General features: G+C 57.1%; 10 protein-coding genes and 1 pseudogene. All 11 read left to right on the forward strand.

The window, feature by feature from the left end; translation table 11 throughout:
- Window positions 1-879: 879 nt before the first annotated feature.
- The 11 genes and pseudogenes from dppA to bcsD all read left to right on the forward strand — a co-directional run bounded on the left by dppA (window position 880) and on the right by bcsD (window position 17,572).
- On the forward strand, window positions 880-2,487 hold the full coding sequence (gene dppA / locus BV390_RS19945) for a dipeptide ABC transporter periplasmic-binding protein DppA (protein WP_032690323.1): 1,608 nt from the start codon (window positions 880-882) through the stop codon (window positions 2,485-2,487).
- Window positions 2,488-2,595: 108 nt separating this feature from the next.
- Window positions 2,596-3,615, forward strand: a complete 1,020-nt coding sequence (gene dppB / locus BV390_RS19950; protein ID WP_032690324.1) for a dipeptide ABC transporter permease DppB — start codon at window positions 2,596-2,598, stop codon at window positions 3,613-3,615.
- Window positions 3,616-3,624: 9 nt separating this feature from the next.
- On the forward strand, window positions 3,625-4,527 hold the full coding sequence (dppC, locus tag BV390_RS19955; RefSeq protein ID WP_032690325.1) for a dipeptide ABC transporter permease DppC: 903 nt from the start codon (window positions 3,625-3,627) through the stop codon (window positions 4,525-4,527).
- 10 nt (window positions 4,528-4,537) lie between these two features.
- Window positions 4,538-5,521 carry a dipeptide ABC transporter ATP-binding protein gene (dppD, locus tag BV390_RS19960; RefSeq protein WP_015585548.1) on the forward strand — a complete coding sequence of 328 codons (984 nt, stop codon included), beginning with the start codon at window positions 4,538-4,540 and terminating at the stop codon, window positions 5,519-5,521.
- Entirely contained in the window at window positions 5,518-6,531 is a 1,014-nt protein-coding gene (gene dppF / locus BV390_RS19965; protein WP_032690326.1) for a dipeptide ABC transporter ATP-binding subunit DppF, read from the forward strand. The genes dppD and dppF overlap by 4 nt, the downstream gene beginning before the upstream one ends.
- A 496-nt stretch (window positions 6,532-7,027) precedes the next feature.
- Window positions 7,028-7,642 carry a cellulose biosynthesis protein BcsO gene (locus tag BV390_RS19970; RefSeq protein WP_085397252.1) on the forward strand — a complete coding sequence of 205 codons (615 nt, stop codon included), beginning with the start codon at window positions 7,028-7,030 and terminating at the stop codon, window positions 7,640-7,642.
- 1 nt (window position 7,643) lies between these two features.
- Window positions 7,644-8,436: pseudogene (locus tag BV390_RS19975) on the forward strand (cellulose synthase operon protein YhjQ/BcsQ).
- A 19-nt stretch (window positions 8,437-8,455) separates the two neighbouring features.
- Window positions 8,456-10,567 (forward strand): UDP-forming cellulose synthase catalytic subunit, encoded by a 2,112-nt coding sequence (bcsA, locus tag BV390_RS19980; RefSeq protein ID WP_052135774.1) that lies wholly within the window; start codon window positions 8,456-8,458, stop codon window positions 10,565-10,567.
- Window positions 10,564-13,047 carry a cellulose biosynthesis cyclic di-GMP-binding regulatory protein BcsB gene (gene bcsB, locus BV390_RS19985; protein WP_085397253.1) on the forward strand — a complete coding sequence of 828 codons (2,484 nt, stop codon included), beginning with the start codon at window positions 10,564-10,566 and terminating at the stop codon, window positions 13,045-13,047. The genes bcsA and bcsB overlap by 4 nt, the downstream gene beginning before the upstream one ends.
- On the forward strand, window positions 13,044-17,096 hold the full coding sequence (locus BV390_RS19990) for a cellulose biosynthesis protein BcsC (RefSeq protein ID WP_085397254.1): 4,053 nt from the start codon (window positions 13,044-13,046) through the stop codon (window positions 17,094-17,096). Before bcsB ends, BV390_RS19990 begins: the two co-directional genes overlap by 4 nt.
- On the forward strand, window positions 17,096-17,572 hold the full coding sequence (gene bcsD / locus BV390_RS19995) for a cellulose biosynthesis protein BcsD (protein WP_162180061.1): 477 nt from the start codon (window positions 17,096-17,098) through the stop codon (window positions 17,570-17,572). Before BV390_RS19990 ends, bcsD begins: the two co-directional genes overlap by 1 nt.
- Window position 17,573: the final 1 nt, after the last annotated feature.

Raw genomic sequence — 17,573 nt, forward strand, 5'->3', positions numbered from 1 at the left:
AGGGCGAGCCACGCAGTGGCGAGTTATCCTCTATCACCGACCAAATTTAAAAGCCTGCTCAATGAGCAGGCTTTTTTGCATCCGAAGCCGATGAGGATAAGAGCCTCCGGGGGCGAGGTTCGGCTATGCTGGCGGCCCAGAGCGGTCATTTGTACCTCAGTAATTTTTAGCCGGCTTAACACCGCCCTGGTGTATTGGCCTGTCTCCCCCTGCTGACAGCAAAAACAGGCCTCGTCCAGGCCACCGTAAAATGAAATCCTTTGCATCAATGGCGTTGGGCTGCGGGCCGGGCGCCACGATGTCGGAGTGTGATAGTCAACCAAAGTCACAAAAAAAGCACGAATCCTTGTTTCATGTTGCCTGTTAACTATTTTGTGACATCTTCCATTGTATTTTTTTATATATCTAAGGCTCTTTTTTCGCGAAGCTTATGGATAACTGCAGCATTTTCCGCTGTGCGTTTTAACGTTCGCGCTATTAATCGCTCACATATTGGCCATATCGTAATAAATTTTCACCATTTACCAGAATTGCTTATCACTGGCTGTTACGAAGTATTAAGACATTTATGCTGCCCGCTCGCCGCTAGCATAAATTTCTCTGCTGAAAATAGCGTCTTGAAGTTTTTTTAATCTTTGCCTGCTGATTCTCACCCCGGATGTAAAACCCGGTTGGCTGTATTGACGTTTACGCATTCTGTTGACAGATTGTAGGGCATGAGGGGCATTTCATGGAGAATCCGCACTGCAACTCAGGCGTTTTTGTGAAAGGAATCCCCATCTCTCATCCAGGCCTTCGGGCACCACCGACCAGACCGGGTAAAAAATAAATAAAGGCCTGGCGGATATATGCAAACAACATCACATTTGGAGCAGAATAATGAGTATTTCCTTGAAAAAGTCAGGGATGCTGAAGCTTGGTCTGAGCCTGGTCGCCCTGACCGTTGCAGCAAGCGTTCAGGCTAAGACCCTGGTTTATTGTTCTGAAGGTTCGCCGGAAGGCTTTAACCCACAGCTATTCACTTCTGGTACAACCTATGACGCCAGCTCGGTGCCCATCTATAACCGCCTGGTTGAATTCAAAACCGGTACTACGGAAGTGATTCCGGGGCTGGCGGAAAAATGGGAAGTGAGTGAGGACGGCAAAACCTATACGTTCCACCTGCGTCAGGGCGTGAAGTGGCAGGATAATAAAGACTTTAAACCTACTCGCGACCTGAATGCCGACGACGTTGTATTCTCGTTCGATCGCCAGAAAAACGCGCAAAACCCGTACCATAAAGTGTCCGGCGGCAGCTATGAATACTTCGAAGGGATGGGCCTGCCTGACCTGATTAGCGAAGTGAAGAAAGTCGACGATAAAACCGTCCAGTTTGTGCTGACTCGCCCGGAAGCGCCGTTCCTCGCTGACCTGGCGATGGACTTCGCCTCTATTCTGTCGAAAGAGTATGCCGACAACATGCTGAAAGCCGGTTCGCCGGAAAAAGTGGACCTGAACCCAATCGGTACCGGTCCGTTCCAGCTGCTGCAGTATCAAAAAGACTCCCGTATTCTCTATAAAGCCTTCCCGGGCTACTGGGGCACCAAGCCGAAGATCGATCGCCTGGTCTTCTCCATTACGCCTGATGCTTCCGTGCGCTATGCCAAACTGCAGAAGAATGAGTGCCAGGTGATGCCGTACCCGAACCCGGCCGACATCGCGCGCATGAAAGAAGATAAGAGCATTAACCTGCTGGAACAGCCGGGCCTGAACGTCGGCTATCTCTCCTTCAACACCGAGAAGAAACCGCTGGATAACGTGAAGGTCCGCCAGGCGTTGACCTATGCGGTAAATAAAGAAGCGATTATCAAAGCCGTTTACCAGGGCGCAGGTCAGTCCGCGAAAAACCTGATTCCACCGACCATGTGGGGCTATAACGACGACGTTAAAGACTACACTTACGATCCGGAAAAAGCGAAAGCGCTGCTGAAAGAAGCCGGGATGGAAAAAGGCTTCTCCATCGATCTGTGGGCAATGCCGGTACAGCGTCCGTACAACCCGAACGCGCGCCGTATGGCTGAGATGATCCAGGCTGACTGGGCCAAAATTGGCGTCCAGGCCAAGATCGTCACCTACGAGTGGGGCGAATATCTGAAGCGTGCGAAAGCAGGCGAGCACCAGACCGTGATGATGGGCTGGACCGGCGACAACGGGGATCCGGATAACTTCTTCGCCACCCTGTTCAGCTGCGCGGCTGCAAAAGACGGCTCGAACTACTCTCGCTGGTGCTACAAACCGTTTGAAGATCTGATTCAGCCGGCACGAGCCACCGACGACCACAACAAACGTATCGAGCTCTACAAGCAGGCTCAGGTGGTGATGCATGACCAGGCTCCGGCGCTGATCGTCGCTCACTCCACCGTCTATGAGCCAGTGCGTAAAGAAGTCAAAGGCTACGTGGTCGATCCATTAGGCAAGCACCACTTCGATAACGTCTCTGTCGAATAATAAACAGTATGTTCCCCCTCTCCCCGCCTTGGGGAGAGGGAATTGACATTTGTGAGCAATACAGACGTCCGGTCACCAGGCGGGGCGTCACTATAGAGAATCCGGGTTATGTTGCAGTTCATCCTCCGACGTTTGGGACTTGTCATCCCGACCTTTATCGGTATTACCCTTCTCACCTTTGCCTTTGTGCATATGATTCCCGGTGACCCGGTGATGATTATGGCGGGCGAACGTGGTATCTCCCCTGAACGTCACGCTCAGCTGCTGGCTGAAATGGGCCTTGATAAGCCGATGTGGCAGCAGTATGCCCACTATATCTGGGGTGTATTGCATGGGGATTTAGGCATCTCGCTGAAAAGCCGTATTCCCGTGTGGCAGGAGTTCGTGCCGCGCTTTAAAGCCACGCTGGAACTGGGCGTGTGCGCGATGATTTTCGCCGTTATCGTCGGTATTCCGGTGGGCGTGCTGGCGGCGGTCAAACGCGGTTCTATCTTCGATCACACCTCCGTCGGCCTTGCGCTGACCGGCTATTCCATGCCGATCTTCTGGTGGGGAATGATGTTGATCATGCTGGTTTCGGTCCAGCTCAACCTGACGCCAGTCTCCGGACGTATCAGCGATACCGTGTTTCTTGACGATACCCTGCCGCTGACCGGTTTTATGCTCATCGATACCGCTATCTGGGGCGAGCCGGGCGATTTTATTGATGCCTTAATGCACATGATTCTGCCAGCCGTGGTGCTGGGCACCATTCCGCTGGCCGTTATCGTACGTATGACCCGCTCCTCGATGCTGGAAGTACTGGGCGAAGATTACATTCGCACCGCGCGCGCCAAGGGGCTGACCCGGATGCGCGTCATCGTGGTCCACGCGCTGCGTAACGCTATGCTGCCGGTGGTCACGGTGATTGGGCTACAGGTAGGGACGCTGCTGGCGGGCGCTATTTTGACCGAAACCATCTTCTCCTGGCCTGGTTTAGGGCGCTGGCTGATCGATGCGCTGCAACGCCGTGATTACCCGGTGGTTCAGGGTGGGGTACTGCTGGTGGCGACGATGATTATCCTCGTCAACCTGCTGGTCGATCTGCTGTACGGCGTGGTGAACCCGCGTATTCGGCATAAGAAGTAAGGGGCCATCATGTCACAAATTACTGAAAATAAAGTTGTCGCCGCACCGGTGCCAATGACCCCTTTGCAGGAGTTCTGGCACTATTTCAAACGCAATAAAGGGGCGGTTGTCGGCCTGGTGTACGTGGCGATTATGATTATCATCGCCGTGTTCGCTAACTTCCTCGCCCCCTATAACCCGGCGGATCAGTTCCGCGACGTGCTGCTGGCACCGCCGGCCTGGCAGGACGGGGGAAGTTTTGCGCATCTGCTGGGTACCGATGACGTGGGCCGCGATATTCTGTCGCGACTGATGTACGGCGCGCGTTTATCGCTGCTGGTTGGCTGTCTGGTTGTGGTGCTGTCGCTGATTCTCGGCGTGGTACTGGGCCTGATTGCCGGCTACTTCGGCGGGGTGATTGACTCCATCATTATGCGTGTTGTCGATATTATGCTGGCGTTGCCGAGCCTGCTGCTGGCGCTGGTGCTGGTGGCTATCTTCGGCCCCTCGATCGTCAACGCTTCGCTGGCGCTCACCTTTGTCGCCCTGCCGCACTACGTGCGATTGACCCGTGCGGCGGTGCTGGTGGAAGTGAACCGCGACTACGTCACCGCTTCACGGGTGGCAGGAGCGGGGGCAATACGTCAGATGTTCATCAACATTCTTCCTAACTGCCTTGCTCCGCTGATTGTTCAGGCGTCGCTCGGTTTTTCTAACGCCATTCTCGATATGGCCGCTCTTGGCTTCCTTGGCATGGGTGCGCAGCCGCCGACACCGGAGTGGGGCACGATGCTCTCCGACGTGTTGCAGTTCGCGCAGAGTGCCTGGTGGGTCGTCACCTTCCCGGGTGTCGCGATTCTGCTGACGGTGCTGGCATTTAACCTGATGGGTGACGGTCTGCGTGACGCGCTCGATCCCAAACTGAAGCAGTAAGAGGTTCGAGATGGCGTTATTGAATGTTGATAAATTATCGGTGCACTTCGGCGACGAAGGGACACCGTTTCGCGCGGTAGACCGCGTGAGTTACAGCGTGAATCAGGGTGAAGTGGTTGGCATTGTCGGCGAGTCCGGCTCCGGTAAATCGGTCAGCTCACTGGCGATCATGGGGCTGATTGATTATCCCGGCCGGGTGATGGCGGATAAGCTGGAATTTAATGGCCGCGATCTGAAGCGTATTTCAGAAAAAGAGCGCCGCCAGCTGGTGGGGGCGGAAGTGGCGATGATCTTCCAGGACCCGATGACCAGCCTGAATCCGTGTTACACCGTCGGCTACCAGATAATGGAAGCCATTAAAGTACATCAGGGCGGAAATAAGAAAACCCGTATCCAGCGGGCGATCGATCTGCTGACGCTGGTTGGCATTCCTGACCCGGCATCGCGTCTTGATGTCTATCCGCATCAGCTTTCCGGTGGGATGAGCCAGCGCGTGATGATCGCCATGGCGATTGCCTGCCGACCAAAGCTGCTGATTGCGGATGAACCGACCACCGCGCTGGATGTGACCATCCAGGCGCAGATCATTGAGCTGCTGCTGGAGTTGCAGCAAAAAGAGAACATGGCACTGGTCCTGATCACCCACGATCTGGCGCTGGTAGCCGAGGCGGCACACAAAATTATTGTGATGTATGCCGGTCAGGTTGTGGAGACGGGCGATGCGAAGGATATCTTCCGCGCGCCGCGCCATCCGTATACTCAGGCGCTGCTGCGCGCGCTGCCGGAGTTTGCCCAGGATAAAGCGCGGCTGGCGTCGCTGCCGGGCGTAGTGCCAGGGAAATATGACCGCCCCAACGGCTGTCTGTTAAACCCGCGCTGCCCCTATGCCACGGATAAGTGCCGCAGCGAGGAGCCTGAGCTGAACCGCGTCGACGGCGCCCGTCAGTCGAAATGCCACTACCCACTGGATGATGCCGGGAGGCCTACGCTATGAGTACCCATGAGGCCACCACGCAACAGTTCTTGTTGCAGGCCATTGATCTGAAAAAATATTACCCGGTGAAGAAGGGGCTGTTTGCTCCGGAAAGGCTGGTTAAGGCGCTGGACGGGGTCTCGTTTACCCTCGAACGCGGGAAAACGCTGGCGGTGGTCGGCGAGTCCGGCTGCGGCAAATCAACGCTGGGCCGTCTGCTGACGATGATTGAGATCCCGACCGGTGGCGAGCTTTATTATCAGGGCCAGGATTTATTAAAGCCAGACGCCACGGCGCAAAAGCTGCGTCGGCAGAAAATCCAGATTGTGTTCCAGAACCCCTACGGCTCGCTGAATCCGCGTAAGAAAGTGGGGCAGATTCTGGAAGAACCGTTGCAGATCAACACCTCGCTGAGCAAAGAACAGCGCCGTGAAAAAGCGCTGGCGATGATGGCGAAGGTCGGGCTGAAAACGGAGCATTACGATCGCTATCCGCACATGTTCTCCGGCGGTCAGCGGCAGCGTATCGCGATTGCCCGTGGTCTGATGCTGGACCCGGACGTGGTGATTGCCGATGAACCCGTCTCCGCGCTGGACGTGTCGGTTCGTGCGCAGGTGCTGAACCTGATGATGGATCTGCAGCAGGATATGGGGCTGTCGTATGTGTTCATCTCCCATGACCTGTCGGTTGTGGAGCACATTGCGGATGAAGTGATGGTGATGTATCTCGGCCGCTGCGTGGAGAAAGGGTCCAAGGATCAGATCTTCAACAATCCGCAGCACCCGTATACCCAGGCCCTGCTGTCGGCCACGCCACGCCTGAACCCGGACGATCGTCGCGAACGTATTAAGCTGACCGGCGAACTGCCGAGCCCGTTGAATCCGCCGCCGGGCTGCGCTTTTAACGCCCGCTGCCGCCGTCGTTTCGGTCCGTGCACCCAGCTGCAGCCACAGTTGAAAGATTACCGGGGTCAGTTGGTCGCCTGTTTTGCCGTTGACCAGGATGAAAACCAGCAAAAACCGCTCGCCTGATGTTCCCTGCTGCTGTCGAAGGAGCCAAAACTTTCGGCAGCAGCCGCTTATTATGCCCAGAGAAGAGTCAGGCTTGAGAAAGTACCTGGCCGATATTTTTCGGCTTAAATAATTTATTTGACCTATTTATACAACGATATAAAAAGTCTAAAATATATTCCATCACGCGGCAGAGTTATTTTGTTCTGCGCATTATCTAAAGATCAATTAGAGAAAAAACGGGTTATTTTAAGGGTGCGCTGGGCTCAGCTTTGCTGGGATCATGGGACCTCCTAAAAAATGGAGCTATCATTTCTTATAATAAATGATAGGGTAACTACAAAATTATCAGTGATTTACGCCACCTTGACCAATACTCCTCTACAACGTCATTGTATTGTTGGTCATTCTGACCAACTTAAGTTGATGAAAAACAATAAAATAAACTATGCTCTAAAGGCGTAGTATCAAAATAAAAACAGCTAAAATATTATTTTTTAGAATCATGAGGTTATCCATGAACCATTATGATGATTTGCAGCGCTTCAAGGAAAAGACTCGTACGCAAAGTCTCGATTTTAAGGACCTTTCATCACACGCAGCCGCCAGGGAACAGGGCGATTGGGTTATTCTCAATCAGCTCTCGCCTGGGGAAGAAAAAGAATCCTCTCTGGCCATGGGAGGATCGGTATCGTTACCGATACCGCAGCCGGTCCCTACGGATATGTTTCATTGGGTCGAGGCACAACCCGCGCACACGCCGCTGCCATCATCACCTGTAGCCCCGGCTCCGGTAATGCCGCCGCCTGTCTCCGTCTCAGCCCCACATGACCCCCTTTCGGTTGCAGAAAATACGCGGGTAGCGGAACCTGCGCCGGCAATGGCCGTCCCCCTTGCGCCAGCTCCAGCCGTTGCGCCAGATCCAGCCCCAGCCGTTGCTCCAGCCCCAGCTCCAGCCCCAGCTCCAGCCGTCGCGCCAGCACCACCGGTAGCGGTTCGCCCGGCCGTGCCGTCTGTGCAGGCGGCGGAAGGCTATGCTCATTTATTTGCGGCAAAAGCCGTTGAACCGGTGGCGAAAAATAAAGATCAGCCGCTGAAATCACTTTTAGAAAGGATTGCGACATGCCGTTGATCTGCGTGTGTTCTCCCAAAGGCGGCGTAGGAAAAACGACCCTCGCGGCAAATCTGGCCTATTCATTAGCTCGCGCAGGCAGCAAAGTCCTGGCGATCGATTTTGACGTGCAAAATGCGCTGCGTCTGCATTTTGGCGTCCCTCTGAGCGATGAGCGCGGCTATGTCGCGAAAGCGCTGGAGCTTCATGACTGGAGCCAGTGCGTACTGAGCGCGGGCAGCAATATCTTTGTCCTGCCGTATGGCGATGTTAGCGAGGCGCAGCATCAGGCTTTTGACCAACACCTTGTCAGCGACGCCCATTTCCTCACCCGTGGGCTGGCGGCATTATTGAATTATCCCGGGTTGATTATCATCGCCGACCTGCCTCCCGGCCCTTCACCGGCGCTGACGGCATTAACGCCGCTGGCCGATCTGCACCTGGTGCCGCTGCTGGCGGATACCGCCTCGATGTCGACGCTGTCGCACGTGGAAAAGCAGCGTTTAACCGGCGGTAAGCTTAACCACAAACTTGGGCACTTTTTCGTGCTGAATCAGAGCGATAACCGCCGTCAGGTCAGCCGTGACGTCACCGCTCTGATGGAGGATAAACTGGGCGATCGTCTGTTGGGTATTATCCATCGCGATGAGAGCGTCGTTGAAGCGAATGCTTCCCAGAAGTCGATTCTCGACTTTAGCTCTTCCTCTGCAGCCGCCTTTGATATTGAAATCATGGCAAAAAAAATCTCTGCGCTGTTGGGTATTAAAATTGGCGACGGCACGGTGCACAGCCAGCCTCGTATGTCAGGGCTTTAACTTATTGCAGGGCTGCTGAATGAAAAAGTCTCTTTTCTGGTTGCTGGCACTGGTGCTATCGCCGATTGCCGTTCTGGTCATTATTACGCCGATGGACAGCCAAAAGCAGTATCTTTTTGGTCTGCTAAGCATCGGTATTCTGTTCTTAATGGGCTTTAGCAAAAAGCGCAGTATTTCGGTCATTATGGTCGTGACTTCGCTGCTGATGTCTACCCGCTATATGTATTTTCGCCTGACGCAGACCCTGCATTTTAACTCCACTATTGAGACGGTGCTGGGGATGGGGCTGTTTCTGGCGGAAGTCTATATCTGGGTGATGCTGCTGCTGAACTATCTGCAAACGGTCTGGCCGCTGAAGCGAGAAATCGTCCCGCTGCCGGATGATATGAGCACATGGCCGACGGTCGATATTTATATTCCCAGCTATAACGAACCGCTGGAAGTGGTGCGTGATACCGTGTTGGCTGCGCAGTGTATCGATTACCCGGCGGATAAAATGAAAATTTATCTGCTGGACGATGGCAAACGTAGCGAGTTTGCGGTGTTCGCCGCCGATGTCGGCGTTGGCTATATCACCCGTAATGATAATAAACACGCCAAGGCGGGTAACCTGAACCACGCGATGACCCTGACTCATGGGGAGCTGATTTGCGTTTTCGACTGTGACCACGTGGCGACCCGCGTGTTCCTGCAGGCGACGGTCGGCGGCTTCCTCAAAGACCCGATGCTGGCGCTGGTGCAGACCCCGCACTATTTTTATTCGCCGGACCCGTTTGAACGCAACCTCTCCGTCGGCCGCAATATCCCCAATGAAGGGATGCTGTTCTATGGCCCGATTCAGCAGGGCAACGATAACTGGAACGCGACCTTCTTCTGCGGTTCCTGCGCCGTGATTCGTCGTAAAGCGCTGGATGATATCGGTGGTTTTGCCGTAGAAACTGTGACCGAAGATGCGCACACCGCGCTTAAATTTCAGCGCCTGGGCTGGAAATCATCGTTTCTCGATATTCCACTGGCTGCGGGTTTAGCCACCGAACGTTTGGTCGTGCACGTCATTCAGCGTACCCGCTGGGCGCGTGGGATGACGCAAATTTTCCGCCTCGATAACCCGCTACTGGGCCGCGGGCTGACCTTCCAGCAGCGCCTGTGTTATCTCAGCGCCATGCTCTACTATCAGTTCGCCTTGCCACGGGTCGTGTTTGTCACCGCACCGTTAGCGTATCTGTTGTTTAACCTGAATATTATCTACTCCTCAGCGAGCCTGATTGTCTCGTATGCGCTACCGCATCTGTTCCTGGCGATTTATGTCGGCTCACGGATGAACGGTCGCTATCGCTACAGCTTCTGGGGGGAAATCTATGACATCGTGCTGGCATTCCACCTGGTGCTGCCGACGCTGGTGACGATGATCTTCCCCAAACGCGGTAAATTCAACGTGACCGACAAAGGGGGGCTGCTGGATGTGGGCTACTTCGACTTTACCGTCGTCAGGCCGCATCTGGTGGTGGCATGTTTGCTCGCGGTTGGCGTGATTGTCGGTATCGTCAGGGCCATTGGCCATGACTATTTCGGCTCGGATCCTAACGTTATCGCGCTGAACGTCGGCTGGGGGCTGTACAGCCTGATCTTCCTGCTGGCGGCGATTGCCGTTGCCCGGGAAACCCGCCAGGTGCGGAAAACGATCCGTATCGACGTCAATATTCCGGTGTTGATTCACTACGCCAGCGGCATCGTGTCGCGCAGCCACACCGCAGACCTGTCGATGGGCGGATGCCGCATCGCGGTCCCGGACGATCGTCATCTGCAGGATGAGATCGAAGAGATTGAACTGATTCTGCAATCTGGCGCGATTTGTATTCCGGCTGAACAGGTGACCGCGGACGAGAGCTTTATTCGCCTCAAGTTTGATGAAAATATTCCCCTCTCTTTGCGCCGTGAACTGGTGCGAGTGGTGCTGGCGCGCGCCGATGCATGGATTAACCCGCCGCGCCCGCAGGACAACCCGTTCCGGTCATTTTTCACCATCTTACGCTGCGTGTTTGAACTGTTCTGGCTGAGCTGGAAAACACGACGCGGCCGTCGCCAGCAGAAACCTGTCGCGAGTAGCGCGCAGGAGGATGGGCAATTATGAAGCGATTAACCACGCTTGCGCTGCTGGCCGGCATGTTTTCCATACCGGTGCTGCACGGTGAAGAGGCGCCGGCCGATCGTTCTGCGCCGCTTAATTTCCCGTTACCGGGCGCGACCACGGGCGGCATTCCCGCCGATGAATCCGCGTCGACCACCGGCGCGGATCCGTCGGCCACACCGGAGGTTCCGGTGATCCCAGAACCCTCTGCCGCGTCCGGGTCGTCGACCGCATCGACACCCACGACAGCAGAACCCGCGGCGGCGGATCCGGCCACCTCGCTTCCCGTCATGCCTCCACCGACCAATACGGCAATGCCGGATGTCGCGCCGTTAACATCGGTGGTCGGGGGCAGTCTGAATCTGGCTCAGATGGGGATGCCGGATGGCATTATCCTCAGCGGCGGTCAACAGCAGGGCGGTGCGGGTTTTACGCTGCCTTCGGACCAGGTGGTGACCCATGCAGAGCTGATGCTGGATGTTCAGGTCTCGCCGGATATGGCCGCTCGCAACGCCACGCTGCAATTGATGCTCAACGGCCAGCCTTTAGGCACGGTGCCGCTGGGCACCGACGGGGCGGACATTTCGCACTATCAGCTGGATATTCCTGCGGCGCTGATGGTCTCCAGCAACAATCTGAGCTTTAAAGTGAATGATGGCGACAACATGCAGTGCCAGCTCAATACGCATGACACGTCGGGCGTCACGATTTTACCGGCTTCGCGTTTTAACTGGGAAAGCCAGCCGCTGAATCTCAGCAATGATTTGAGTCACTTCCCGCGGCCATTCTTCGACAGCATGCAGATGACCCCGGCGGATATCGCGGTGGCCTACCCGGAGAAATCGGGAGCGGATATCTTCAGCGCCGCAGCGCTGCTCTCGTCGTGGCTGGGTATTCAGGCGGATTATCGCGGGATTGCTTTTAGCGCGCTGCGCGACCGCTTACCGGAGCGCCACGGCATTATTATCGGCCATCCGGGTGATCAGGTCGGCGGGCTGACGCTGCCGCAAACCGATAAACCGCTGCTGCAGATTGTCGATAACCCGGGTAACCCCACCTACAAACTGCTGCTGATCGTCGGGCAAAATGATGCGGCGCTGCGTGCGGCGACCTGGCGGCTGACCCGCGGTAATATTGCCCCGCAGACCGCGAGTCTGAGCGTGGATCCGCAGGCGATCCCGATCGGCAAGCCATACGATGCCCCGCGCTGGATCCCAACCGATCGGCCGGTAAAAATCAGCGAGCTGCTGCGTAAAGATCAGAGTATGACCGTAAACGGCGTCTGGCATGAACCGCTGCGCGTAGCTTTCCGCGCGGCGCCGGATCTCTATCTGTGGGACGGGGAAACGATTCCCTTGCAGATTGGCTACCGTTTCCCGTCGGAAAACTGGATTAATGAGGAGCAGTCGTTATTAAGCGTGACGCTCAATAACACGTTCCTGCACAACCTGCCGCTAAACAAGCAGGGGCCGCTGGAGAAATTATGGCGTTATCTGGGCGGCGATGTGCGTCAGGAGCGGTTTACCATTCCGCTGGCGCCGTATCTGATTTACGGCGATAACCAGCTGTCGCTCTATTTCAACGTGGTGCCGAAACAAAACGCCCCCTGTTCGGTGGTGCTCAATAACAATATCAAGAGCCGGATTACCGATGATTCGTGGATTGATTTGAGCAATACGCGACACTTCTCGCTGCTGCCCAATCTCTCCTATTTCGTCGGCGCTTCGTTCCCGTTCTCGCGGCTGGCGGACTATTCACAAACCACGCTGCTGCTGGCGGAAAAACCGTCGGAAACGCAGGTCGCCACGCTGTTAAACCTCGCGGCCCGCTCGGGGAATGCGACCGGCACGGCGCTGGCGAACAACCGGGTTGTTTTAGGCATCCCCAGCGGTGGAGCTGGCCTTCAGTATCTGCACGATCGCGATGTGCTGGCGGTCAGCGCCCTCGATCAGAAAACGTTTAACCAGCGCTTGTTGGAAGATTCTCCTTATTATCAGACGGATAATCAGCTGGGCGTGCGCGAGTCGGGACTGAGTTCAAAAGTACAGCGATGGCTGGCCGGCGACTGGACATCCGCCAGCCTGGATGCCGATCGCTATCTCTCCTCCAGCAGCGCCTGGCGCGGCTTTATTAGCTACCGTTCACCGTGGAACCCACGGCGGACGGTGGTGGTGGCGATGGCCAGCAACGATGATCAGCTGACGAAGCTGAAAAGCGACCTTGATTCACCGCGAATCAACGCCGGTATCCGCGGTGATACGGCGGTTATCACCAGTGATAATGGGGTTCGCAGCTTCCAGGTGAGCACGCCATACCCTGGCGGGCAGATGCCGTGGTACATGATGGCCGTTTGGTATGCCAACCAGCACTCCGGTCTGCTGGCGCTGCTGGGACTGCTGGCGACAACGATCATCGGCCTGGCGCTTACCGCCATGTTTAAACGCCATGCACGCAAGCGTCTGAGTTCGGGGGATAGCCAATGAAACGAGCCACTAAAATGAAGAGCAGGGCGACCCGCGGATTATCCACGTTTTGTCTGTCCGGCGCGCTGACCCTGGGCGCCCTCGGCGATGCCATGGCCGCGGGGAATGATGCCGCACTGCAGGCGCTGTTTGCCCAGGCGAACTACTGGCATGAAAAATCGCACGATGAGCTGGCGATAGAGTCGCTGCAGAAAGTTCTGCTGGTTGATGCCAACAACACGCAGGCCATGTATCTGATGGCGCTGTGGGCACAGCAGGGCGGCGACCTTCAGGCGGCGGCCCAGTGGCGGGCGCGCCTGGCGAAAGTGTCGCCAGAGAGCCCAAACCTGCAGGAGCTGGATAACGCTAAAAAAATGGCACAGGTGCCGCAGGGGCAGCTGGGTCTGGCCAGACAGCAGGCGCGCAGCGGCAATATTCCGGCTGCGCTGACGACCTGGCGCAGCATGTTCAACGGCAACACGCCGCCGCCGGGGCTGGCTGGCGAGTACTACATGACCATGGCCAGCGACAAAGCGCTGTATCCTCAGGCGGTCAGCGAACTGCGTCAGTACGTGGCGCAGTATCCGCAGGAGAACGCCCCGCGCGTGGCTTTAGGCAAGGCGCTGACCTGGCGGGAAGATACCCGGCGGGAAGGGATCTCAATGCTGGAATCGATGGCCAGCGGCAGTAAAGATGCCGACAGCGGCCTGCGCCAGGCGCTGCTGTGGCTGGGGCCGCAGGAGGGCGATCGGGCGTTTTACGATACCTGGATGCAGCGTCACCCGCAGGATACCGAAGTACAGAATTACTATCGCCAGCGGATAAGCGGCCAGGCGCGTGGTCAGGGGTTCGTTAACCTCAATAGCGGTAATACCGCAGCGGCGAAGCAGCAGTTTGAACAAGTGCTGCAAACCAACCCGCAGGATGCGGACGCGCTGGCCGGGATGGGATATATCGCCCAGCGCAACGGCGACTTCCAGGCCGCATCGCAATATTTAAGCCGGGCGGCGGATCTCGGCGGTAATGATTCAGCGGCGCGCCGTCAGCAGGCGGCGGACGCGCTCTTCTATGGGCAGCTGGCGCAGGCTCAGCAGGCGTACAAGCAAGGCAATATTAGTCAGGCGCTGGCGCTCTCTGCTCCGCTGGCTCAGCAGAGCGGGACGCGTGGCTCATCGGCTAAACTGTTCCGTGCCGATGTATTGCGCCATAACAAAGATCTCCCTCAGGCCGAACAAACGCTGCGCTCGCTGCTCAGCGAGCAGCCGCAAAATGGCCCGGCGCGCGAGAACCTTTACTACATCCTGCGCGAGCAAAATAAAACGGCGGAAGCGCAGGCGATGTTACGCACGCTGCCGGAGAGTTTGCAGCAAAAGCTGCAGCCGCGCATCGTGACCGGTATGCCGGGAGATTCGCTACGTCGCCAGGCGCAGGAGCAGGCCAACAGCGGCAACGTCAGCGGCGCTATCGCGACATTGCGCCAGGGGGTCTCCCGCTACCCGGATGACGCCTGGATGCGCCTCGACTTAGCCCGGCTCCTGCAAAAATCCGGCAATGACAGCGAGGCCGCGTCAACGATGGCCGCCGCGTATCGTCCCGGCGCCAGCAGTAACGACCTCTATGCCGCAGCGCTGTTTGCCAGTGAGAGCGGCGGCTGGCAGCAGGCGCAGACGCTGCTGGGGCGGATTCCCGCCGCCAGCCAGACCAGCCAGATGCTCGACCTGCGTCAGCGGGTAAACTACAACCTGCAGCTGACCACCGCGCAAGACTATCTCGCCCAGGGCAACACGGTGGCGGCGTCCAATACCCTGAAAGCGATGTCGGCCACGCCGCCAAAATCACCGGCTGACGTGGGGAAACTGGCGCGATTGCTGGCGCAGAGCGGCGATGTTTCCACGGCGGTCACGCTGGTGCGCAACAATATCAGCGGCGGAATCACCGGGAACGCCGGCGACTATGCCGATCAGGTGGCGGTCCTCAACCAGGCGGGGCTGACCAATGAAGCGCAGACTCTGCTGTCGAACCCGCAGCTTCAGGCAAGCAGTACGCCAACGCAGCTGGCGAGCATCCGCAACGGCTATGTGATCAACGAAGCCGATCGACTGCGGGAGCAGGGCAACTATGCCGCGGCGTATGACAAGCTGATGGGGGCGATGCAAAGCGATCCGCAAAATACCGATCTGATGTTCGCGATGGCGCGTCTCTATCAGAGCGGCAAAATGAACAAAGAAGCCGGGGTGGTCTATGACTATCTGATGACCCGCGATACGCCGGATCAGGCGGCGCGCTCCGGCGCTATCGATGTTGCGCTGTCGGCCGGCGATAACGACCGGGCGGAACAGCTGGCCGGCGGATTGCGTCAGGACAATACGCCGGATCGCCTGCTGCTGCTGGCGCGCGTCGCGGAAGCGCAGGGACACCATCAGCAGGCTATGACGTATCTGCGCAGCGCGCGCGGCAAACTGCTGGGGCTGCAGAGCAGCAACAGCGCGCAAACGCCGACCGTTGGCGGTGTGCTGGCGGCGGATAACCCCTTTGTGGGCGTCTCCCGCACGCCGTCCACGACGCGAACGGCATCGGCTTACGGGCAATATATGCCGTGGCAGGTTGCCCAGGTGTCAACAGGCAGCGGAACCACGCTGCCCGGCATCCAACGTCCCGACCTGCCGGTGGAGACCGCGCAAACCCGCATGCTGCGCCAGGTCGATACCATGATGGAGTCGCTGCAGGATAAAACCGGCACCTGGCTGCAGGGGGGAATGGAGGTGCGTGGGCGCGACGGTGAATCCGGGACCAGTAAGCTGACCGAGATGAAAACGCCGCTGACCTGGTCCTCATCGCCGTTTGGCGACTCGCGTTTTGATTTTACCGTGACGCCGATTTCGCTGAATGCCGGCACCGCCAGCGGCGACGCCTGGCGGCGCTACGGCGCGAACCCGCTCTCCAATGCGGTTTCCAACATGATTTCCACTGCCACCAGCGAACAGGCGGCGATTGCGGCGATGACTGAGACGGAGCGTACGGCATACTTTGCCAGCAATCCGGGAGCCGAAGCCTTGAGTTCGCTGGGGACGCTGAATGCGGCAGACTTTAACGCCACGACCAGCAGCGGGATGGAGAATCTGGCGAAACTGGGCGCCTATGACTCCGGACAGGTCGCCAGCTATCTGGCTTCCTCCAGCCAGAAACCGAATGTCGATCAGACCAGCGGTTCGACGGATTCGCAGAAGGCAAATGGCGTCGAATTAGCCCTGGCGCTGAGCGGCGATGATTATCGCGTGGATATCGGCAGCACGCCGTTGGGTCAGGATCTCAACACCGTGGTCGGGGGCGTGAAATGGTCGCCGAAACTCACCAACTACCTGTCATTGATCTTCACCGGTGAGCGCCGTTCGCTGACCGACAGCCTGCTCTCTTACGTGGGGCTGAAAGACACCTACTCCGGGAAAACCTGGGGGCAGGTGACAAAAAATGGCGGAACCCTGCAGCTCAGCTATGACGATGGCGACGCCGGTTTTTACGTCGGCGGCGGTGGCTACAGCTACATTGGCAGCGACGTGGCCAGCAACACCAGTATCAACGCCAATGCCGGGGTCTATCTGCGACCTTACCATGATGAGTATCGCCAGCTGCAGGCCGGTTTGAGTATGAGCTACATGGATTACTCGAAGAACCTGAGCTACTTCACCTATGGTCAGGGGGGCTACTTCAGCCCGCAAAACTACGTGAGCGTTTCGCTGCCGGTTAACCTGACGGAGAAGTATGACAACTGGACCATGAAGCTTGGCGGCTCGGTGGGCTATCAATCCTATAGTCAGGATAAGAGCGCCTACTTCCCGACCAACTCCGAATGGCAGCAGACCCTGGAGACCGCGGTGGCCAATGGTTTTGCCAAAGAGGCGTACTATTCAGCGACCTCGAAAAGCGGCATTGGCTATACGCTGCGCGCCGGGGCGGATTATAAGGTGAACAAACAGATGACGCTGGGCGGCCAGATTGGCTACGACACCTTCGGTGATTACAACGAGAGTACCGCCGGTCTCTATATCCGCTATATGTTGGGAGATAACTGATCATGACGGACAAAAACAACGCGGAAGTCATGGCCTGGTTTCAACAGCAGCAAACCCCCGCGGGATGGTTTGATCTGCTGCTCATTATGATTGACGGGATGCTGAACAACGCCGGTGAGCTGGAGAGCCAGCCATTTTTACGCCAGATGGGGGAAGCGCTGGCCGATAACTATCCGCTGCCAGAGTCAGAAACAGTCGGACAGCTGGAGGCCAATATCAACCAGCTGCTCAGCCGCTTTCAGTGGGGCGTCGTCAGCGTGGAGGTGGGCGATGACGGCCTGCGCTTACGTCATCGCGCGCTGCCGGTGAGCCGTGACGATGCGCGCCGCGTACGCTGGTGCAATGCATTTTGTGCCATACTCGAGGGGCTTTATTCTCGCTGGCTACAGGGACAAGGGGGCGGTGCGCATGTGGTGTTACAGCGTGAGCGGCTGTTCTCGGTTTCCGATGTTCAGTTCCTCTACTTCCATCCATAAC

The sequence above is a fragment of the Klebsiella sp. YJ genome (assembly GCF_002108615.1).
In the GTDB taxonomy this organism is placed as follows: Bacteria; Pseudomonadota; Gammaproteobacteria; order Enterobacterales; family Enterobacteriaceae; genus Klebsiella; species Klebsiella planticola.